The sequence below is a fragment of the Blastococcus xanthinilyticus genome, assembly GCF_008124835.1.
GTDB lineage: Bacteria > Actinomycetota > Actinomycetes > Mycobacteriales > Geodermatophilaceae > Blastococcus > Blastococcus xanthinilyticus.
This window is the reverse complement of record NZ_VNHW01000001.1, coordinates 155,484-175,386: the sequence shown is the minus strand read 5'-3', so window position 1 is coordinate 175,386 and position 19,903 is coordinate 155,484. Positions and strand designations below refer to the sequence as shown.

General features: G+C 75.2%; 21 protein-coding genes. 13 read left to right on the top strand and 8 right to left on the bottom strand.

From position 1 onward, the window contains the following. The first annotated feature begins 36 nt into the window (after window positions 1-36). The 3 genes from BD833_RS00860 to BD833_RS00850 all read left to right on the top strand — a co-directional run bounded on the left by BD833_RS00860 (window position 37) and on the right by BD833_RS00850 (window position 3,917). Window positions 37-1,374: an aminotransferase class V-fold PLP-dependent enzyme gene (locus BD833_RS00860; protein ID WP_166531236.1), complete on the top strand. Its 1,338-nt coding sequence runs from the start codon at window positions 37-39 to the stop codon at window positions 1,372-1,374. An 85-nt stretch (window positions 1,375-1,459) separates the two neighbouring features. Beyond that, entirely contained in the window at window positions 1,460-3,352 is a 1,893-nt protein-coding gene (locus tag BD833_RS00855; RefSeq protein ID WP_166531235.1) for a SpoIIE family protein phosphatase, read from the top strand. Window positions 3,353-3,425: 73 nt separating this feature from the next. Then, window positions 3,426-3,917, top strand: a complete 492-nt coding sequence (locus BD833_RS00850; protein WP_166531234.1) for an ATP-binding protein — start codon at window positions 3,426-3,428, stop codon at window positions 3,915-3,917. Window positions 3,918-3,987: 70 nt separating this feature from the next. On the opposite strand, the gene BD833_RS00845 is transcribed toward BD833_RS00850, so the two are convergent. Next, window positions 3,988-4,878 (bottom strand): helix-turn-helix transcriptional regulator, encoded by an 891-nt coding sequence (locus BD833_RS00845; protein WP_166531233.1) that lies wholly within the window; start codon window positions 4,876-4,878, stop codon window positions 3,988-3,990. A gap of 221 nt (window positions 4,879-5,099) precedes the next feature. Here BD833_RS00845 and BD833_RS00840 point away from each other — a divergent pair, with 221 nt between their 5' ends. Beyond that, window positions 5,100-6,140: an NAD(P)-dependent alcohol dehydrogenase gene (locus BD833_RS00840; protein ID WP_166531232.1), complete on the top strand. Its 1,041-nt coding sequence runs from the start codon at window positions 5,100-5,102 to the stop codon at window positions 6,138-6,140. A gap of 69 nt (window positions 6,141-6,209) precedes the next feature. Here the strand turns inward: BD833_RS00840 and BD833_RS00835 are convergent, their stop codons facing one another. Further along, window positions 6,210-7,601: an MFS transporter gene (locus tag BD833_RS00835; protein ID WP_243737365.1), complete on the bottom strand. Its 1,392-nt coding sequence runs from the start codon at window positions 7,599-7,601 to the stop codon at window positions 6,210-6,212. Between the two features lie 192 nt (window positions 7,602-7,793). Between BD833_RS00835 and arr the strand changes: the two genes are divergently transcribed. Continuing rightward, entirely contained in the window at window positions 7,794-8,252 is a 459-nt protein-coding gene (gene arr, locus BD833_RS00830) for an NAD(+)--rifampin ADP-ribosyltransferase (RefSeq protein WP_166531230.1), read from the top strand. 26 nt (window positions 8,253-8,278) lie between these two features. Here the strand turns inward: arr and BD833_RS00825 are convergent, their stop codons facing one another. Next, entirely contained in the window at window positions 8,279-9,160 is an 882-nt protein-coding gene (locus tag BD833_RS00825; RefSeq protein WP_166531229.1) for an oxidoreductase, read from the bottom strand. Window positions 9,161-9,288: 128 nt separating this feature from the next. Between BD833_RS00825 and BD833_RS00820 the strand changes: the two genes are divergently transcribed. The 4 genes from BD833_RS00820 to BD833_RS00805 all read left to right on the top strand — a co-directional run bounded on the left by BD833_RS00820 (window position 9,289) and on the right by BD833_RS00805 (window position 12,214). Then, a complete protein-coding gene (locus tag BD833_RS00820; RefSeq protein ID WP_166531228.1) occupies window positions 9,289-9,732 on the top strand; it encodes a winged helix-turn-helix transcriptional regulator in 444 nt (147 codons plus the stop codon). Window positions 9,733-9,810: 78 nt separating this feature from the next. Then, window positions 9,811-10,578 carry an ABC transporter ATP-binding protein gene (locus BD833_RS00815; RefSeq protein WP_166531227.1) on the top strand — a complete coding sequence of 256 codons (768 nt, stop codon included), beginning with the start codon at window positions 9,811-9,813 and terminating at the stop codon, window positions 10,576-10,578. A gap of 11 nt (window positions 10,579-10,589) precedes the next feature. Then, window positions 10,590-11,351, top strand: a complete 762-nt coding sequence (locus tag BD833_RS00810) for an ABC transporter permease (RefSeq protein ID WP_166531226.1) — start codon at window positions 10,590-10,592, stop codon at window positions 11,349-11,351. An 89-nt stretch (window positions 11,352-11,440) separates the two neighbouring features. Further along, the gene (locus BD833_RS00805) at window positions 11,441-12,214 is read left to right on the top strand and encodes a MerR family transcriptional regulator (protein ID WP_166531225.1); all 774 of its coding nucleotides are present in this window, start codon (window positions 11,441-11,443) and stop codon (window positions 12,212-12,214) included. 86 nt (window positions 12,215-12,300) lie between these two features. On the opposite strand, the gene msrA is transcribed toward BD833_RS00805, so the two are convergent. Next, entirely contained in the window at window positions 12,301-12,813 is a 513-nt protein-coding gene (gene msrA, locus BD833_RS00800) for a peptide-methionine (S)-S-oxide reductase MsrA (protein ID WP_166531224.1), read from the bottom strand. 90 nt (window positions 12,814-12,903) lie between these two features. Continuing rightward, the gene (locus BD833_RS23500) at window positions 12,904-13,284 is read right to left on the bottom strand and encodes a helix-turn-helix domain-containing protein (RefSeq protein WP_243737364.1); all 381 of its coding nucleotides are present in this window, start codon (window positions 13,282-13,284) and stop codon (window positions 12,904-12,906) included. Window positions 13,285-13,547: 263 nt separating this feature from the next. Here BD833_RS23500 and BD833_RS00790 point away from each other — a divergent pair, with 263 nt between their 5' ends. Beyond that, window positions 13,548-14,030: a DUF2243 domain-containing protein gene (locus BD833_RS00790; protein ID WP_243737363.1), complete on the top strand. Its 483-nt coding sequence runs from the start codon at window positions 13,548-13,550 to the stop codon at window positions 14,028-14,030. Continuing rightward, window positions 14,027-14,890, top strand: coding sequence for a cytochrome c oxidase assembly protein (locus BD833_RS00785; RefSeq protein WP_166531223.1), 864 nt, complete (start codon window positions 14,027-14,029; stop codon window positions 14,888-14,890). Before BD833_RS00790 ends, BD833_RS00785 begins: the two co-directional genes overlap by 4 nt. Before the next feature lie 27 nt (window positions 14,891-14,917). On the opposite strand, the gene BD833_RS00780 is transcribed toward BD833_RS00785, so the two are convergent. Both BD833_RS00780 and BD833_RS00775 read right to left on the bottom strand, forming a co-directional pair. Then, a complete protein-coding gene (locus tag BD833_RS00780) occupies window positions 14,918-15,121 on the bottom strand; it encodes a zinc-ribbon domain-containing protein (RefSeq protein WP_166531222.1) in 204 nt (67 codons plus the stop codon). A 72-nt stretch (window positions 15,122-15,193) separates the two neighbouring features. After that, window positions 15,194-16,681 (bottom strand): GGDEF domain-containing protein, encoded by a 1,488-nt coding sequence (locus tag BD833_RS00775; RefSeq protein WP_166531221.1) that lies wholly within the window; start codon window positions 16,679-16,681, stop codon window positions 15,194-15,196. Window positions 16,682-16,930: 249 nt separating this feature from the next. Between BD833_RS00775 and BD833_RS00770 the strand changes: the two genes are divergently transcribed. Further along, entirely contained in the window at window positions 16,931-18,151 is a 1,221-nt protein-coding gene (locus BD833_RS00770) for a 3-deoxy-7-phosphoheptulonate synthase (protein ID WP_166531220.1), read from the top strand. 62 nt (window positions 18,152-18,213) lie between these two features. Next, the gene (locus tag BD833_RS00765; protein ID WP_166531219.1) at window positions 18,214-18,660 is read left to right on the top strand and encodes a PGPGW domain-containing protein; all 447 of its coding nucleotides are present in this window, start codon (window positions 18,214-18,216) and stop codon (window positions 18,658-18,660) included. 28 nt (window positions 18,661-18,688) lie between these two features. Here BD833_RS00765 and BD833_RS00760 read toward each other — a convergent pair whose 3' ends face one another. Further along, entirely contained in the window at window positions 18,689-19,903 is a 1,215-nt protein-coding gene (locus BD833_RS00760) for an MFS transporter (RefSeq protein WP_166531218.1), read from the bottom strand.

Here is a 19,903-nt window from a genome sequence, read left to right as displayed (position 1 = left end):
CGGACGGTGGCTGATCGTGACGGGAGCTCGATGGCGATGACGTCCTCGTTCGGAACGGGAACCTCCTCCCGGCGCGACGCACTGGTCGGCGCCGACCTGCTCGTCCCCGTCGGCGGCGAGCCGCGCCGCTACGTCGACCTCGACGCCGCAGCCACGACGTCGGCCTCGGAGGGCGTCGTCCGTGCCGTGCAGGAGTTCCTGCCGTGGTACTCCAGCGTCCACCGGGGAGCCGGGGCGAAGTCGCGGGTCACCAGCGCCCGGTACGAGCAGGCGCGCGAGGCCCTGACCCGCTTCGTGGGCGCCGATCCGTCGACGCACGTGGCCCTCTTCCCCGCGAACACCACCGAGGGCCTCAACCTGATCGCCTTCCGGCTGGGCCTGACCCGGGACGACGTCGTCGTCACCACCGCGGTCGAGCACCACGCCAACCTGCTGCCCTGGCGGCGGCACGCGCGGGTGCGGGTCGTCGACGTCGACCGGTCCGGCACCTACGACGTCGACGCCGTGATCGCCGCCCTGGACGCGCGGCCGACCCCACGCGTGCTCGCGGTCTCCGGGGCGTCCAACGTGACCGGGTGGCTGCCCGATCTCGCCGCGATCACCGCGGCGGCCCGGGCCCGGGGCGTGCTGGTGGTGGTCGACGGGGCGCAGCTGGTGCCGCACCGCCCGGTGGACGTGGCCGCGCTCGGCATCGACGTGCTCGCCTGGTCCGGGCACAAGATGTTCGCGCCCTTCGGCGCCGGCGGCCTGGTCGTCGACCGTCGGCTGCTCGCCGAGGGCGAGCCCTTCCTCGTCGGAGGTGGCGCGGTGAAGGCGGTCTCGCACACCGACGTCGTCTGGGCCGACACCCCCGACCGGGACGACGCGGGCACGCCCAACGTGATCGGCGTCGTGGCGCTGGCCGCCGCCGCGGAGGAGCTGCTCGCCGCGGCCGGTCGGAACCGGCTCCACGAGGACCTGCTCGTCCGGGCGCTGGACGACGAGCTGGCCACCGTCCCTGGGCTGCGCCGTCTGGGGCCCACCACCGGCGACCGGCTGCCGGTGGCCGCCTTCGTCGTCGACGGGATGCCCCACGAGGAGGTCGCGGAGCGGCTGGCCCGGGAGTACGGCATCGGCGTGCGCAGCGGGTGCTTCTGCGCCCACCCCTACCTCAGCCGGCTGTTCGGCCTCACCCCGGCCGAGGTGCAGCAGTTCCACGACGACGCTCGCGTGGGCCGGGCCGACCGGCTCCCCGGCGCGGTCCGCGTGAGCTGCAGCTCGGCCACGCCGCTGGCCGACGTCGCCACGCTCGGCGAGGCCCTGCGCGCCCTCACCGGCCACTCCACGGACGGAGCTCGGAACCGGGGCGCGGCGACGGTCGGCCGGGGGCGCTGACGGCCCGGGAGGGCGATGCCGGATGATGGCACCGTCGTATTGCGCGCCACCTTCCGTGGCGGTCCCGTCCGGAGGTAGTGCGCTCGTGGGGGGTCCGGCGTGCGGGGACGGCGTCGGCCGGGCCGCGGCCGTGGACTTCGCGGCGGTCTTCGCCGCGCTGCCCACCGCCTACCTGCTCATGTCCCCGGACCTGACCATCCGGGAGGCCAACCAGGCCTACTTGGACCTGCTCGGACGCACGCGCGAGGAGCTGATCGGCCGCTACGTCTTCGACGCGTTCCCGCCCGCACCCGAGACGCTCGACGCCGACGGCGTGAACCCGTTGCAGACGTCCTTCGAGCGGGCGCGCGACACCGGCCTGCCGGACCACATGCCGCTGTTCCGGTACGAGGTGCTCGACCAGGGGACCGGTCGCCCGGTCTCGCGGGCCTGGTCGCTGATCAGCGCTCCGGTGCTCGACGAGAGCGGCGTGACCCAGCTGGTGCTCCAGCGGGTGGAGGACGTCTCGGAGTACCTGGCCGAGCGGGAGCGGCTCGCCGAGAACCGGGCCGACGGCAGCTGGGCCCGGCTCGACGGCCTGGAGGCCGACCTGTTCGCGCGCACCCAGGAGCTCCGGGCCGTACTCGCGTCGCGGGAGGCGGCGACCCGTCGGCTCGCGGCGATGGCCCAGGTGGTGCTGCAGCTGGCGGCCGCCGAGCGCGTCGCCGACGTCACCGACATCCTGGCCGGTGCCGGACTGGCCGCGATCGGTGCGGACGGCGGCGCGATCGCGCTGCGCGACGACGACCGCGGCGTCGTCCACCTCACCCTGACGCCGTCCCTGGGGGAGCGGGCGCAGCGACGGTTCGGCACCGTCCGCCTGGACAGCCGGTTGCCCGCTGCCTGGGTGGCGCGCACCGGGGAGACCGTGGTCCACGGGAGCCAGGCCGAGGCGGAGGCCTGGACCGCCGAGATGGGCGAGGTCATCGAGCAGTCCGGGCAGCGGTCCTGGATCGTCGTCCCGCTGGCCACCGGCGGCCGGCTGCTCGGGTCGCTGCTGGCCGGGTGGGCCGTCGAGCGCACGTTCACGGCCGACGAGGTGGACCTGGTGCAGGCCTTCGCCGCCCAGTGCGCGCAGGCCCTGGACCGGCTGCGGACCCTCGCCCTGGAGCGCCGTTCGGCGGAGCGCAGCCGGCAGCTGGCCGAGCAGCTGCAGCGGAGCATGCTCAGCGAGCCGTTCCAGCCCGACCACTGCCAGATCGCCGTGCGGTACCTGCCGGCCACGGGCGCCGGCCAGGTGGGTGGGGACTGGTACGACGCGTTCCTGCAGACCGACGGGGCCGTCAGCCTGGTCATCGGCGACGTCGTCGGCCACGACGTCGCCGCGGCGGCGAGCATGGGACAGCTGCGCAGCCTGCTGCGCGGGATCGCCGTGGCGGGCAGCCCCGGGCCGGCGCAGGTGCTCGACACGCTGGACACCACCATCGCCCAGCTCGGTCTGGCCACGTACGCCACCGTCGGGGTCGGGCGGCTGGAGCAGACCGCCGAGGAGGTGGCCCGCGGCGTCACCCGGCTGCGGTGGGCCAGTGCCGGGCACCCGGACCCGGTGGTCCTCGACGAGCTCGGGCGGCTGGTCGACGTACCCGGCGCCGCCGGTCGGCTGATGCTGGGGGTCGACCGCACCAGCACCCGGGGGGAGATCGTCCTGGCGCTGCCCCGGGGCGCCACGGTGCTGCTCTACACCGACGGGCTGGTCGAACGGCCGGGCAGCGACCTCGACGTCGGGGCCGAGCGGCTCGACCGGGCCGCCGTCGAGCTGGCACACCTCCCGCTCGACGAGCTCTGCGACCAGCTCCTCGACCGGCTGGTCGAGGGACGCCCCACGGACGACGTCGCCCTGGTCGCCGTCCGGCTGCACCGGCAGGACCGCCCACGCCCCGCCGAGGCCGGCCCGAGCCGGGTCCCGGAGGCCGTCACCGAGCCCGGGGGGCACCCCTGAGCCCGTCCGGGCCGGTCCCCGTGATCGCGGCGGCCGTCCCCAGGACCGCCGCCCGTCAGAGGGGAGTGCGACCGTGAGCGGCCCGGGCCGGACCCCGGCAGAGTACGCCCGGGCCTACGCGTCCTGGCGCAGCGACAGCCCGCTGCCCAGGGCGGCCGCGACCCGGGTCTCGCTCCGGCTGGAGTCGCTGCGCGGCCTGAGCGCGGTGCGGCGGCAGGTGCAGCACTTCCTGCTCTCCTCCCTGGAGATCGGCCGGGACGAGGCCGTGGCCCCGGAGGTGGAGGACGCGGTCGAGCGGGCCGTCCTGGTGATCGACGAGCTCACCTCGAACGCGCTGCGCCACGGCGCACCTCCCTCGAGCCTGCACATCGGTGACGACGAGGGCCGGTGGATCGTGATCGTCACTGACGCGGCTCCCGGACGGGTCCCGACGCCGGCCAGGGAGCGCCCGGCCGGGCAGGGCGGTTACGGGCTCTACGTGGTCGCCGACCTCACCGCCGAGCACGGCGTGCACTACGAGGCCGACCGCAAGCTCGTCTGGGCCTGCCTGGTCAAGCCCCGCTGAGGGTCGGCCGTCCTCCGGGGCGCCCGGACGCGCGCCGGGGGAGCACCTCGAGCGGTGACCCGCCGCGGCATCAGGAGCCCTCGGTCACCCGGGCGGGCGCGGTCTCGGTGGTGCCGCGGGTGGCCGCCCAGCTGGCGAGCAGCCTGAGGGCGTCCTCGGACGGCGTTCCGGGCTCGGCGGTGTAGATCGTCAGGCGGGGGTCCGACGGGTCGCCGGTGGGCAGGTCGAGGGTGCGGTAGGTGAGGTCGAGCGCGCCGACGACGGGATGGCGGAACTGCTTCCGGCCGTCGTGGCGGATGCGCACGTCGTGGGCGGCCCACCGGGTCCGGAACTCCGCACTGACCGTCGAGAGCTCACCGACCAGCTCGCGCAGGCGCGCGTCGTTCGGGCGGCGGCCTGCCTCGGCGCGCAGCAGCCCGACCGTGACGTCGGCCGCCCCGGCCCAGTCGGGGTAGAAGTCGGCCGCCCGCGGGTCGAGGAACTGGAACCTGGCGAAGTTCGCCGCGCCGCTCGGGTTGTCGAACAGCGGCGCGTGCAGGGCCCACCCGAGGGTGTTGCTGGCCACGATGTCCAGCCGGCGGTTGGCGACGAACGCGGCCGAGCCGGTCATCGAGTCCAGCATCCACTGCACCGACGGCGGGAGCTGCGCCCGGCTCCGGCGCTGCGGCGCCCGGGCCGGCCGCGCGGCGCGAGCCAGGTCGAACAGGTACGTCCGCTCCTCGTCGTCGAGCTGCAACGCCCGGGCGACCGCCGCCAGCACGTCCTCGGAGACGCCGGCGATGTGGCCCTTCTCCAGCCGGGTGTACCAGTCGGTGCTCACCCCGGCGAGGACGGCGACCTCCTCGCGCCGGAGGCCGGGAACCCGTCGCCGCCCGCCACCGGGCAGCAACCCGGCCTGCGCGGGCGTGATCCGGGCGCGCCGGCTGGCGAGGAAGTCGCGGATGTCGGAGCGGTTGTCCACGGATCGACGCTACGGCGCTGGATCTGCCGCTGCGCCCGCGGAGGGAGGGCGAGCTTCTACCCCCTACAGACGCGACCTCCCACGGGCGCCCCCGGTGGCGTTCCGTGGAGTTGCCCGTCCACCGCAGGAGGAGATCGGCCGTGCAGATCACCCGCAGCTCCGTCGCCGCTGCTCCGACGACCGACTGACCCCGCACCAGCCGCCGAGAAGGAGTTCCACCCATGCGAGTCCACGCCTACGCCGCCCCCGCCGCCGGTCAGCCGCTGGCCCCCACCACCATCGAGCGCCGGGACGTCGGCGCCCACGACGTCCTCATCGCCATCGAGTACGCCGGGATCTGCCACTCCGACATCCACACCGTCAACGGCGACTGGGGCCCGCAGCCGTTCCCGGTCGTCCCCGGCCACGAGATCGTCGGTGTCGTCGCCGAGGTCGGCCCCGACGTCACCGCCCACCGGGTCGGGGACCGGGTCGGCGTGGGCTGCATGGTCGGCAGCTGCGGCGAGTGCGCCAACTGCCGCAGCGGCGACGAGCAGTACTGCCTCCGGGGGATGGTGGCCACCTACGCCGGCACCGACCGGGACGGCAGCACCACCCAGGGCGGCTACTCCACCCACGTGGTGGTCGACGCCGGCTACGTCCTGCGGGTGCCCGACGGCATCGACGCCGCGGCTGCGGCGCCGCTGCTCTGCGCCGGCATCACCACCTGGTCGCCGCTGCGCCGCTGGGGCGCCGGGCCCGGCAGGCGGGTGGCGGTCGTCGGCCTCGGCGGGCTGGGCCACATGGCCGTCAAGCTCGCGCACGCCATGGGAGCCGAGGTGACGGTGCTGTCGCAGTCGCTGAAGAAGCAGGAGGACGGCCTCCGCCTGGGCGCCGACGCCTACTTCGCGACCAGCGACCCGGGCACCTTCGCCGCGCTGGCCGGCCGCTTCGACCTCGTCCTCAACACGGTGAGTGCCGTGATCGACGTCGACGCCTACCTGTCGTTGCTGGCCGTGGACGGCGCCCTGGTCAACGTGGGCGCGCCGGCCGAGCCGCTGAGCCTCAACGCCATGTCGCTGATCGGCGGGCGCCGGACCTACGCCGGCTCGATGATCGGCGGCATCGCCGAGACACAGGAGATGCTCGACTTCTGCGCCAGGAACGGCATCGGGGCCGAGGTGGAGGTCATCGCCGCCGACCAGGTCAACCAGGCCTACGAGCGGGTGCTCGCCTCCGACGTGCGCTACCGCTTCGTCATGGACGCCACGACCCTGCGCTGACCCGGGATCCGCTCGCCCCGGCCCGGCAGCCGTGCCGCCGGGTCGCCGGGCCGGGGCGGTGGAGGCCGGTCACCCCGCCGGCTGCGGGGTTCTGCGCGGGGGCAGCAGCCACGCGACGACGGCGGTCAGCAGGCAGACCGCGAGCCCGATCGCGGCGACCAGGCCGTACCCCCCGCTGCCCGGTGCCGCGGCGCCGTCGGGGGTGGCGGCGGCGAGGACGGTGGCGGCCAGGGCGCTGCCGACGGCGAAACCGATGTAGCGCAGCACCTGGTTGAGGCTCATCGCGCTGCCGGTCTCCGTCGCCGGGACGGCGGAGATGACCAGCGCCGGGAAGGCCGCGAAGGCGGCGCCGACCCCGAGGCCGGCCACGCCCATGACGAGGAACACCTGCCACAGCTCCCCGCGGGCGAGCTCGAACAGGAGGAACGCCCCGCCCTGCACCAGGGCCGCGGCCGGCAGGACGAGGTGCGGCCCGGCGCGGTCGGCCAGCAGCCGGGCGAGCCGTCCGCCGAGCACGCTGGCCGCCGAGAACGGGAGCAGGGCCAGCCCCGCGACCAGGATCGAGGCGCCGAACCCTGGCCCGCCCGTTCGCGGGGCCTGCACCAGGACGGGTACCGACACGAGCAGCAGGTAGTTCGAGAGCCCGACGAGCAGGGCTGCCGAGTGCGCCGTCGCGGCGGTGCGCCCGCGGGCGAGCCGGAGGTCGACGAGGGGGGACGGCGTCCGGAGCTCCCACCACGCCCAGCCCGCCAGCAGCACGACCGAGCCGGCGATCAGGCTCCGCGGCAGCGGCGACGTCCAGCCCTCCACCTCGCCCTGGCCCAGGCCCAGCAGCGCACCGGCCAGCCCGGCGCCCAGCAGGAGGGCGCCGAGCACGTCGAGCGGCCGGCGCGACGTGATGCGCGAGGCGGGTACCACCGCGGCCGCGGCCAGGAGCGCGGCGAAGCTCACCGCGGCGCCGGCCCAGAACGCGGCGTGCACCCCACCCAGCTCGGCGACGAGCCCGGCGAGCGGATAGCCGAGCCCCAGGCCGGCGACCACGGTGATCGACAGCGCGGCGACGGTGAACCGGGACCGTTCCCCGTCGAGCGCCTCCCGGGCCGTGGCCATCGCGAGCGGCGTCAGGCCGAGCCCGAACCCCTGGAGCCCCCGGCCCACGACCAGCCACTCGAGGTCCAGGGGAAGGGCGGCCAGCAGGCCGCCGAGCGTGACGACGGCGAGGACGGCGAGCACGACCTCGCGCCGCCGCGGACCGTCCCCGAGGCGGCCGATCACCGGGGTGGCCACCGCGCCGACCAGGAGGGTGATCGTGAGCGCCCACTGGGCGTCCGGCAGCGTCGTCCCCATCGTGTCGGCGATCGCCGGGATGAGGGGCGCGCCGAGGCTGCTGATGACGGCGACGACCGCGCCCACGAAGATCAGCACCGGCACGAGGGCGCGGGGCGGGGGAGTGCTGCTCACGGCTCCACGCTCCCAGGTCGTTGCACACATCAAGCATCCCGGGCCCGGCCCCGGCCTCGTCGGCGGCGGTCGAGGCAGTGGGGTTCGCGCGTGTCGTGCCCGGCGGTTCCGGGAGGGCTTCACCCCCGCGGCGCTGCCCGGCATCCTCGCGGGAACGCCGGCCGGGCGCCGGGCTCCGAGGAAAGGACGCGGATGGACGAGAGCAGCACCCACGACCCGGTGACCTACGGGCACTGCGCGCACGTCCGAGGGCCGTTCTTCCACGGCACGAAGGCCGTCCTGGAGGTCGGTGACCAGCTGGTCCCCGGCTACGGCTCCAACTTCCAGGAGGGCCGGGTGGCCAACAACGTCTACTTCACCGCGCTGCTGGACACCGCCGTCTGGGGCGCGGAACTGGCGACCGCGCCGGCCGGGAGCGGCGAGCGGGGACGCATCTACGTCGTGGAGCCCCTGGGCGGCTTCGAGGACGACCCGAACGTGACCGACAAGCGCTTCCCGGGCAACCCCACCCGGTCCTTCCGGACCCGTTCCCCGCTGCGCGTCGTCGAGGAGGTGCACGACTGGGAGGGGCACGCCCCGGAGGTGCTGACGGCCATGCTCGACGGCCTGGCCCGGCTCCGGGAGGAGGGGCGGGACGTCATCGAGGACTAGCTCCCGGACGTCCCGCACCTCCCCGGTCAGCTGCCCGGCCGGCCGATCCGGTCCAGCTCGGCGACGTCGTCGGCGGACAGCGCGAGCGCCGCACCGGCGACGTTCTCCCGCAGGTGGGTCACCGAGGACGTCCCGGGGATCAGGAGCACGTTCGGCGACCGCTGCAGCAACCAGGCCAGCGCCACCGCCATCGGCGACGCCCCCGCCCGGTCCGCGACGCCGGACAGCGCCGCGGCCTGCAGCGGGGTGAAGCCGCCGAGCGGGAAGAACGGCACGTAGGCGACGCCGTCGGCGGCCAGGGCGTCGATGAGCTCGTCGTCGTAGCGGTGGGCCAGGTTGTACATGTTCTGCACGCTGACGATCGGGGCGATCGCGCGGGCCTCGGCGACCTGCTCGGCCGTCGCGTTGCTGACCCCGAGGTGGCGGACGAGGCCCTGCCGCCGCAGCTCGGCCAGCGTCCCGAAGGGCTCGGCGAGCGAACCGGCCACCGGCCCCTCGGCGTCGCCGAGCCGCAGGTACACCAGGTCGAGCGAGTCGACCCCGAGGTCGTCGAGGTTCTCCCGCACCTGGCGGCGGATGTCCGCCGGCTGCCGGGCCGGGGGCCAGCCGCCTCCGGCGTCGCGGTCGGCGCCGACCTTGGTCGCGACGAGCAGGGAGTCCGGGTAGGGGTGCAGCGCGTCGCGGATCAGCCGGTTGGTGACGTGCGGGCCGTAGGCGGCGCTGGTGTCGATGTGGGTGATGCCCAGGTCGACGGCCTCCCGGAGGACGGCGAGCGCGCCGTCGGGGTCGGCGGGCGGGCCCATGACCCAGGGGCCGGCGAGCTGCATGGCGCCGTAGCCGAACCGGGGAACGGTCCGGTCGCCCAGGGTCCAGCTGCCGCCGGGGAGTGTCGTCTCGAGCGTGCTCATGTCCTGCCCTTCTCGGGTGGTGGGGGTGGTGCCGGTCGGCGCCGGGACCGAGGATGGTCGAGTCACTCCCTGACGGGAAGCAGGCACCTGGAAGTGCGTAGGGCACCCAGGGGGAAGGGGACCGGCTCATGACCACGACGACGGCCGAGCAGCAGCGGGCGCAGCACAAGGCGGAGTACGACGCGTTCCTGGCGGCGTGCCCGAGCCGTCAGCTGCTCGATCGCATCTCGGACAAGTGGGTGACCCTCGTGCTGGCCGCACTCGGCACCGGGGGCCCGCAGGCAGACGGCGGCCCGTGCAGCGGTGAGCCCCGGCCGATGCGGTACTCCGAGCTGGCCCGCCGGCTGGCCGGGGTGAGCCAGAAGATGCTCACCCAGACGCTGCGCTCCCTGGAACGCGACGGCCTGCTGACCCGCACCGTCACCCCGACGGTGCCGGTCACCGTCACCTACGAGCTGACCGGCCTGGGTTTCTCGCTGTACGAGACGATCCGCGGTCTCAAGGCCTGGGCCGAGGCGCACATGGACGAGGTGCTGGCCCACCGCGAGGAGCACGCCACCGCGGTCCGGTGAGCACCCGGGGCCCCGGGAGAGGGAGACCCGGAATTCGGTCTTGACCTTGACGCGGGGTCAGGGCTGGAGGCTCTCGCCATGACCACGACATCGGCCATCGAGATCGCCGGGCTCACCAAGTCCTACGGCGACCACTCCGTGCTCGGGGGCGTCGATCTGACCGTCCCCCCGGGCACCGTCTACGCACTGCTGGGCGCCAACGGCGCCGGGAAGACCACGCTGGTGCGGATCCTCGCCACGCTGCTCCGCGCCGACGGCGGGACCGCCGCCGTGCACGGCCACGACGTCGCCGCCGAGCCCGCGCGGGTGCGCGAGTCGAGCAGCCTCACCGGGCAGTTCGCCGCCGTCGACGAGATCCTCACCGGGCGGGAGAACCTCGTGCTCATCGGCGAGCTCCGGCACCTCGAGGACGCCGGGGGGATCGCCGACCGCCTGCTGGCGCGCTTCGACCTGACCGACGCCGCCGGACGCCGGGTGGCCACCTACTCCGGTGGCATGCGCCGTCGCCTCGACATCGCGATGAGCCTGATCGGCGACCCGCCGGTGCTCTTCCTGGACGAGCCGACGACCGGCCTGGACCCGCAGTCGCGGCTCGAGGTCTGGAAGACCGTCCAGGAGCTGGCCGGCCAGGGCACCACGGTGCTGCTGACCACGCAGTACCTCGAGGAGGCCGAGCACCTCGCGCACCGGATCGCGATCCTGCACGGGGGCCGGATCATCGCCGAGGGCACCCTCGCCGAGCTGAAGCGGCTGCTGCCCCCGGCGACGGTCGAGTACGTCGAGAAGCAGCCCACGCTCGAAGACATCTTCCTGGCCGTCGTGGGTTCCGACGGCTCCGACCAGTGAGGACCGCACCGATGCCCACCTACGTCGTCCGCGACACCACCGTCATGCTCAAGCGCTCCCTGCGGCACATCCTGCGCAGCCCCGACACGATCGTCACCACCGCCGTCACGCCGATCGCCATGCTGCTGCTGTTCGTCTACGTCTTCGGCAGCGCCATCGACACGGGAGGTGGCCGGTACGTCGACTACCTGCTGCCCGGGATCCTGCTCATCACCGTCGCCTCCGGCATCGCCTACACCGCCTTCCGCCTGTTCACCGACGTCTCCGGCGGCCTCTTCGAACGGTTCCAGTCGATGCCGATCGCCCGGTCGGCGGTGCTGTGGGGCCACGTGCTGACCTCGGTCGTCGCGAACGTGATCTCGCTGGTGCTCGTCGTGCTCGTCGCGGTGGCCATGGGCTTCCGCTCCGGCGCCGGGGTGCTCGCGTGGCTGGCGGTCGCCGGCATCCTGGTGCTGTTCACCCTCGCGCTCACCTGGCTGGCCGTCATCCCCGGGCTGACGGCGAAGTCGGCCGACGGGGTCAGCGGCTTCTCCGTCCCGCTGATCTTCCTGCCGTTCATCAGCTCGGCGTTCGTGCCGACCGGCGGCATGCCGGGGCCGGTCCGCTGGTTCGCCGAGAACCAGCCGGTCACCCCGATCGTGAACACCGTTCGCGGCCTGTACGCCGAGCAGCCGGTCGGGAACGACGGCTGGATCGCCGTCGCCTGGTGCCCCGGCCTCCTGCTCGTCGCCTACGCCCTCGCGATGCGCACCTACCGCAGCAAGATCGCCTGACACCCTGTGCGCGACCAGCGAGAGGAGGCAGCCGTGAGCACCGTCCCGACCCGGACCGTCGGCGGCGAGGCGAACAGGCGGATGGCTGCATGCTGACCATCAGCCAGCTGGCCTCGTACGCCGGTGTCACGGTGCGCGCCGTGCGGCACTACCACGTCAAGGGTCTGCTGCCCGAGCCCGACCGGGACCACTCCGGCTACCGGCGCTACGACGCGGCGGCCGTCGTGCAGCTGATCCGGATCCGGACGCTGGCCGAGGCCGGCGTACCCCTGTCGCGGGTGCGCGACCTGCTGGCGGCGGGGGAGGAGGAGTTCGCGGCGGCGGTCGGGGAGATCGACCGCCGGCTGCGCGCCGAGATCCGCGAACGGGAACGTTCCCGGCGGCGGATCGCCCAGCTGGCGGCAGGGGACAGCCTGGCGCTACCGGCCGAGGTGGTCACCTACCTGGAGCGGATGCAGGCCTACGGGTTCCCGCAGCGGCTGATCGAGGTGGAGCGCGACAGCTGGATCCTCATCGCGGCCCGGATGCCGGAGGAGGTGCCGGTCTTCATGGCCGCCAAGCTCGCCCAGGTCGAGAACCCGCGGGTGCGCCGGCTCTACCTGGACCTCGCGGATCTCGCCGACTGCGCCGCCGACGACCCGCGGCTGCCCGCGCTCGCCGACCGGGTGGAGGCGTTCCTCTGGGGAGCGGCCGCCGAGGCCGCGGGGATGGAGGAGGGCGAGCCGATCAGCCAGGACCTGATCGCGCTGCTCGACGCCGCCTTCGTCGAGTCGTTCCCGTGCGCACCCCGCCTGCTCCAGATCCTGGAACGGCGCGGCTGGACCGGCTGGACCGACATCAGGCGCACGGACGCCGCCGGCTGAGGCCGGGCGCTGCGGTCGGCGTCAGCGAGCGGTCCAGCGGTGCGCGGCCCGACCCCGGCTCCCCGGGCCGGGCCGCGACCGGCTGATCAGGCGGTCTGCGCCTCGCGGCGGGGAAGCACCCAGCCCGGCCGCACGAAGTGGCAGGTGTAGCCGTACGGGATCTTCTGCAGGTAGTCCTGGTGCTCCTCCTCGGCCTCCCAGAAGTCGCCGGCGGGCTCGACCTCGGTGACGACCTTGCCGGGCCACAGGCCGGAGGCGTCGACGTCGGCGATGGTGTCCAGGGCGACGCGGTGCTGCTCCTCGGAGGTGTAGAAGATCGCCGAGCGGTAGCTGCGGCCCACGTCGTTGCCCTGCCGGTTCTTCGTCGACGGGTCGTGGATCTGGAAGAAGAACTCCAGCAGCTCGCGGAAGGAGATCACCTCGGGGTCGAAGACGATCTCGACCGCCTCGGCGTGGTCACCGTGGTTCCGGTACGTGGCGTTGGGCGTGTCACCGCCGGAGTAGCCCACCCGGCTGGAGATCACCCCTGGGCGCTTGCGCAGCAGGTCCTGGGCGCCCCAGAAGCAGCCGCCGGCGAGGATCGCGGTCTCTGTGGTCAAGATGTGCCTCCCGGTTGTCGGATCCGCTGGGTCAACACCGCGACCGGGCCGGGACTTCCCGAGGCCCCGGTGCCGGGGCCGGCCCGGCGGTCAGGCGACGTCGGTGCGGGCGCCGGCCAGGTACTCGCGCACCGCCGGCTCGGGAACCCGGAAGGAACGGCCGACGCGGACGGCGGTCAGCTCCCCGCCGTGGACGAGGCGGTACACGGTCATCTTCGACACCCGCATGATCGCGGCGACCTCGGCCACGGTGAGGAAGGAGACCGTCCGCGGCGCGGGCCGCTCACCCGTCGGCCGGGGGACGACGGGGCGCTGGCCCATCGGCACGACGCCGGGCTGGATGCGCATGCCCGCGTGGGGGTGGCGGGCCACCGGCCGGGGGAGCGGCGCACCGGGCCGGTAGCCCGGGTGCTGGCCGGAGCCGGCGGGACGGGTAAGAGCCGTGGCGGGGGAGCGCTGGGGCAGGGACACGTCGTTCCTCTCGGTGGCGGGCCACGGGGCACCGAGCCGGCTCACCGCCGGCGACGCTGCGCTTCCGTGCTGATACCCACCGTAGGGAGATGGGTGGGCGGGGAGAAGGGTGGAGGGAACGAGACGGACCGGTTCGGTTCGTCACTTGTTGACCGCGCCACCCGGGGCGGCCGCCTCCGTCGGCGCGGTGCCGGGCCCGTGTGTGGCCGGTCGCCGTCCGGGCTACAGCGGGGGCAGGCCCGGGCGGCGGGGGGAGTGGCACGGTGACGAGCACAGGGGCCCGGTCAGCGCCGGTCGACCGTCGCCGGTCGTCCCTGACCGGCATCGCTCTCGGCATCGCCGTCATGGCGGCCGTGGACGAGGTGGTGTTCCACCAGCTGCTGAGCTGGCACCACTTCTACGACCGCGCCACCCTCGACGTCGCGCTCCTCTCCGACGGACTGCTCCAGACGGTCTACCTGGTCCTGCTGGTCGCGGGCTTCTTCTCGTTCGCCGAGCTCCGGCGGCGCGGAACGCTGGCCCGCCGCTCCGCGGGGTCGGCCTTCGTGCTGGGCCTCGGGGCGTTCCAGCTGTTCGACGGGCTGGTCGACCACAAGCTCCTGCGGGTGCACCAGGTCCGCTACGACGTCGACCTGCTGCCCTACGACCTGGCCTGGAACGGGGCGGGGCTGGCGCTGCTGCTCCTCGGGGCCGTCCTGGCCTGGCGGTCCCGGGACGAGGGGCGACCGGCGGACCGCGGGCGTTGACCGCCGCCGGCCTCGGCCCCGTGCTGCTGGCGCACGGCGGCGCGGACCCCGGGGGAGATCCGTGGGCCGGCTGGGTGGTGCCGGCGCTCGTCGCGGTCCTCCCGGCGGCCGGCTACCTCGTGGGTGCCGGCCGGCTGCGGGGCAGCGGGCGGCGCTGGAGCAGCGCGCGGACGGCGAGCTTCCTGCTCGGCACCGTCCTGGCCGGTGTCGCGCTGTCCCCGGCGATCGGGGCGGGGACGGCGGGCGGCCACATGGCCCAGCACCTGCTGCTCGGCATGTACGCCCCGATCGCGCTCGTGCTGGGCGCCCCCGGGACCCTGCTGCTGGCCGTGCTGCCGGTGCGCGGCCGCCGGGCGGTCGCCGCCGTCCTCCGCGCGCGCGTGGTGCACCTGGTCTCGCACGTGGCCGTCGCGGCCGTGCTCGCCGTCGGGCTGCTGTACCTGCTGTACCTCACCCCGCTCTACGCGCTCAGCACCCGCTCCGAGCCGGTGCACTCCGCGCTGCACCTGCACTTCCTGCTCTCCGGCTACCTGTACGCCTGGGCGGTCGCGGGCCCTGACCCGGCTCCCCGCCGCCCCGGCATGGCCGTCCGCGTCGCCGTTCTCGTCGGAGCCGGCGGCGCGCACGCCTTCCTGGCCAAGCTGCTCCACGCGCGTGCCCCGGAGCTGCCTCCGGGCAGCGGGCACGGGGTGGCGGAGATCGAGCGGGCGGCGCAGTGGATGTACTACGGCGGGCACCTCGGCGAGCTGGTCCTGCTGGTGGCGCTCTTCGCCGCCTGGTACGGGCACACCGGCCGGGCGGGGCTCGGAGTGCGGCCGGACCGCCGGCTGCCGGCCGGCACGGCAGCGGAGCGCGGCTGACCGGTCGGGACGACGGCGGTGACGGCGTCAGGCCGGGACGGTGTTCCCGCAGATCCCGCAGACCTCGAACCGGCGGCGTCCCCACCGGGCGACGGGGACGAAGAACACCGAGAGCTGCCGGTACCGGCGGATCCGCGCCCACTGGGTGGTGTTCCCGCACCGCGCGCAGGTGCGCACCTCCCCGGGTCCCTCGTGCCGCTGCTTGGAGCCGAAGCCGAAGAGGAAGAACACCCCGCCACCCTGGCACGACCGGCGTCCCGGCGCCCCGGATGCGGCGGCGGGGCGGTCCGGGCGGCCGCCGGTTCAGCGTTCCTCGGCCGGCATCCCGTCGCGCAGCGAGCGCGGCCCGCCGGGGGAGCAGCGGGCGGCCTTGTCGGCGTACATCGCCAGGTCGGCGGCGTGCAGCAGCGCGTCGGTGTCCGCGCCGTCGTCGGGGGCGAGGGCCACCCCGATGCTGACGCCGATGCCGCGGGCGCCCAGCTCGGTGTCCAGCCGGCCGCGCAGCTCCTCGGCCAGCGTGCCGGCCTGCGCGCGGTCGGTGACGTCGGCGAGCACCACGCAGAACTCGTCGCCGGCCAGCCGGGCGACGAGGTCCTCGGCGCGGACCTCGCCGCGCAGCCGGGCGGCCAGCTCGACCAGGACCGCGTCCCCCGCCTCGTGGCCGTGCAGGTCGTTCACCCGCTTGAACCCGTCCAGGTCGAGGAAGGCCAGCGCGAGGTGGCCGCCGTGCCGTCGGGTGCGCGCCAGCTCCCGGTCCAGGTGCCGCAGCAGCGCTCCCCGGTTGGGCAGACCGGTCAGCGCGTCGGTGCGCGCCTGCTCCTCCACGGTGCGGTGCAGCCGGGCGTTGTCCAGGGCCCGGCGGGCGGCGGCGGCGAGCCCGGACAGGACCCGCTGCTCCGCGGGCACCCCGACCTGCCCGGCCCCGCTGCGGGCGACCAGCCAGAGGGCGCCGTCCTCGACGGCCTCACCGACCTGAGAGGGGAGCGGTGGGTCGGCCTGCAGGGCCACCTCGCTGCCGGGCAGCAGCCGGGCGGCGTGCGCGTGCAGGGCGTCGAGCACCTGGTCCTGGCGCAGCGAGGAGTGCAGGTCGGCGGTGGCCTCGGCCAGCGCGTCGAGCAGGTCACGCTCGGAGCCCAGGCGGCTGTGCCGGCGGCTGAGCACGGCCAGGACCAGGAGCAGTGGCAGCAACCGCCACGCACCGGCCGGATCGCGCAGCAGGACCGGGGCGAGCACCAGACCCAGCGCCACGCCCGCGGCCTCGACCACGGCGAGCTGGCGCAGCCCGGTGCCGAGCCCCTCGATCAGCCGTCCCCGGTCGAGGCTGAGGACGGTGACCACCTGCAGGTGGCTCAGCGTGCCTAAGACCACCGCGGCCGCCGCGGCGGCGACCAGGGTCGGCACCTGGGCCGCCTGCAGGGCCGCGGCGGTCAGGGCGCCGGCCGCCGCCGCGGTGAACGTCGACGCGGCGTTGAACAGCCGGTTCTCCGCGCGGGTCCGCAGCGACAGCACCAGCACCGTGGCGGCGGCCCCGCAGGACAGCGCCGCGGCGGCCGGCGGCAGGGCCGCGAACGCGAGCACCGCGGCGGTCTCGCCGAAGGTCATGTGGTTGGCGCGGTCCCGGCGTCCGACGGTCACCGGGGAGAACAGCAGCAGGGCCACGGCGGCGGTCACGACCAGCCAGACGGCCGGGGCGTCGGTCAGCCCCGGCAGCGACCGGGCCAGCTCGACCGCCACCGATCCGGCGCCGACGACGGCCAGCACGCCGAGGAACAGCCGAGCCCTGCGGTGCACCGAGCCACCCGCCTCCTCGCCCCCGTCGAGCCCCGCCGCCGCAGCGGCGGTGCGCGTCAGCGGAGGTTACTGCACCCTGGGCTCTCGTACCGGGTGTCCGGGCAGGTCACACGCTCGCGGGTCCGTTCTGCCGCGGGCTGTGATTGGCTCTGCGCACGGCCGCGGGAGCCGCCGGCCGGCGGCTCCGCGGCCCGCGCCGAGTCCTGACGCCGAGTCGCCGGCGCCGACCGGAACGACCGAGGAGACCCCATGCCGGCTGACCGGCTCCTGGACGCCGCCACGCGGATCGCCGACCTGCTGCTGGAGGTGCAGGGGCGGGTCAACGGGCAGATCGAGGCGTCCCTGCGGGAGCTGCTGCCCGAGGTCGAGCGCCGGCTGGCCGTCGGGCCGGCCGACGACGTCGACCTGTCCGACCTGGTGAACACGCGGATCACCGGCTCGAGCGTCGTGGTCACCCCGGCCGCCGTCGCCACCGTCGTCCCGCTGTCGCCGGCGTCCGCGGCCACGACCCGGGCCGGGCGCCGGGCGGTGACCGGCATCGTCACCGGCGCCGACGACCGGCTGGCCGTCATCGCCGGGCCCTGCTCGATCCACGACCCGGTGGCGGCGCTGGAGTACGCCGGCTTCCTCGCCCGCATGCGGGAGCGGCACGGCGCCGACCTCGAGATCCTGATGCGGACCTACACCGAGAAGCCGCGGACCGAGGTCGACTGGAAGGGGTTCGCCTACGACCCGTTCCTCGACGGCTCCAGCCGGATCAGCGTCGGCCTGGTCGCCACCCGGCTGCTGATGTGCTCCATCACCGCGCTCGGCGTGCCGGTGGCCGCCGAGCCGCTGAACGCCCTGACGCCGCAGTACGTCAACGGCCTGGTCACCTACAACGGCGTCGGGGCGCGGAACGTCACCGACCAGACCGCCCGGGAGCGGGTGTCCGGCTTCTCCTCCGTCGTGGGGTTCAAGAACTCGCCGGAGGGCAGCATCGACGCCGCCATCCAGGCGGTCATGACCGCCCGCGCGCCGCACCAGTTCCTCGGCGTGGACGCCCACGGGGTGAGCGCCCAGCTCTCGACCACCGGCAACGACACCGGGCACGTCATCCTGCGCGGTGACAAGGACGGCCCGAACTACTCCGCGGCGCACATCGCCGGCACGAAGGCGAAGCTCGCGGCGCGTGGTCTCCCCGAGGTCGTCGTGGTGGACGCCTCGCACGGCAACAGCCAGAAGAACCACCTCCGCCAGATCGAGGTCGTGCGCGACCTGGCCGGGCAGGTCGCCGGCGGTGAGCAGGCGATCCGCGGCGTCATGGTGGAGAGCAACCTGGTCGCGGGGCGGCAGGACCTCGACCAGCGGCACCCCGGGGCGCTCGAGTACGGCAAGAGCGTCACCGACGCCTGCGTGGACCCCGGCACCACCGAGGAGATGCTGGCCGGGCTCGCCGCGGCCGTGCGGTCCCGGCGCGCCGGGGGCTGAGGACACGCCGCTCCACGGGCGGCGGCGCGCATGGAACCACTTCGGTGGGGCACAACCGAACGGTGAAGACTGCCGTGATCGCCGCCCTGGGCGGCCTGCTGACCCTCGCCGGGATCGGCCTGCTGGTGCTGCCCGGACCGGGCTTCGTGCTCGTGGCCGCGGGGCTGGCCATCCTGGCCACCCGCTTCGCCTGGGCCAAGAAGCCGCTCGACTACGCCGTGGAGAAGGCGCAGCAGGGCATCGAGGAGGTCGGCAAGAGCCCGCTGCGGGCGCTCGGCGCCGTCCTCGCGGCACTCGTGCTGGTCGCCCTGGGCGTCCTCGCGCTCATCGGTGTGGAGCTGCCGTTCGTCAACGCCTTCACCGCGGTGATCCTGATCATCTCGGGCCTGTTCCTGGTCGGCACGGTGCTCTTCGCCCGCCGTCAGGAGAAGGTCCTGGAGTCCCGGTCGCACGCCGGGACGCCCGAGGGCGGCGGCGCCTACCGGGTGGCCCGGCCGGCGGCCGACTGACCGGTCGGCCGCGCCGGCCGGTGTCGCGTCAGGGCGCGGCACCGGCCGGCGGCGCGGTGGCCCCGCGGTTCGGCAGTGCCCGGCCGAGCACCAGCGCGCCCACCCCGGCGACCACGACCGCGACCAGCGCGGCACGGAGGCTCACCGCGTCGGCGACGGCGCCGATCAGCGGCGGCGACAGCAGGAACCCGATCCGCAGCAGCCAGTTGATCACCGCCAGACCGGTGCCGTGCGGCAGCCCCGGCAGCTCGTCGGCCGCCTGGTAGACCGCCGGGATCAGGGTGGCGACGCCGAGGCCGGCCAGCGCGAACCCGATCAGGGTGGTGGTCACCGACGGGACGGCCAGGGCCAGCCCCATCCCCAACGCGGCGAGCGCGCCGCCGGCCCGCGCCACCCGGCGCTGGCCGAACCGGTCGACGACGCGGTCGCCGGTGAGCCGCCCGACCGTCATCGCCACCGAGAGCGCGACGAACCCCAGCCCCGCGACCGCGGGCCCGGCCGCCAGCTCGGTGCGCAGGTAGAGCGCGCTCCACGAGGCGCCGACGTCCTCCACGAACGCCCCGCAGGCGGCCAGCACGCCGAGCAGGGCCAGCGCCGGGAACGCGGCCCGCCGCCGCGGCCGCTCGGCCCGCACCTCGCCGGCGACCGGCTCCGGCTCGTCGGGCCCGGGGAGCACGTGGCGGGAGATGACCAGGGCGGCGGCCCCGAAGACGACGGCTGCGACCCCCAGCTGGACGCCGAGCGGGACGCGCAGCCCGGCCGCGGCCGAGCCGAGCACCCCGCCGGTGACCGCGCCGACGCTCCAGAGGCCGTGGAACGAGTTGATGATGCTGCGCCCGTAGAGCCGCTGCACCCGCAGGCCGTGCGCGTTCTGGGCGACGTCCACGATGGCGTCGAGCGCGCCCAGGACGAGCAGGGCGCCGGCCAGCCCCCACCACGTGGGGGAGACCGCCGCCGTCCAGACGGCGATGCCGAGCAGGGCGAGGCCGAACGAGGCGACCGGCCCGGAACCGAACCGGCGGTTGATCGGCGCGGCGAACAGCGCCGCCAGGAGCGCACCCAGCGGCATCGCCGCCAGGGCCAGGCCCAGCGCGGTGCTGCTGAGGGCCAGCGCGTCCTTGATCTCGGGCAGCCGCGGCACCAGGCCGGCGAAGAACACCGCGTTGAGGAAGAAGCAGGCGGAGACCGCGCCGCGGGCGCGCCGCAGGCGGCCCGGGTCGGCGGTCGGGGGAGCGACGGGCAT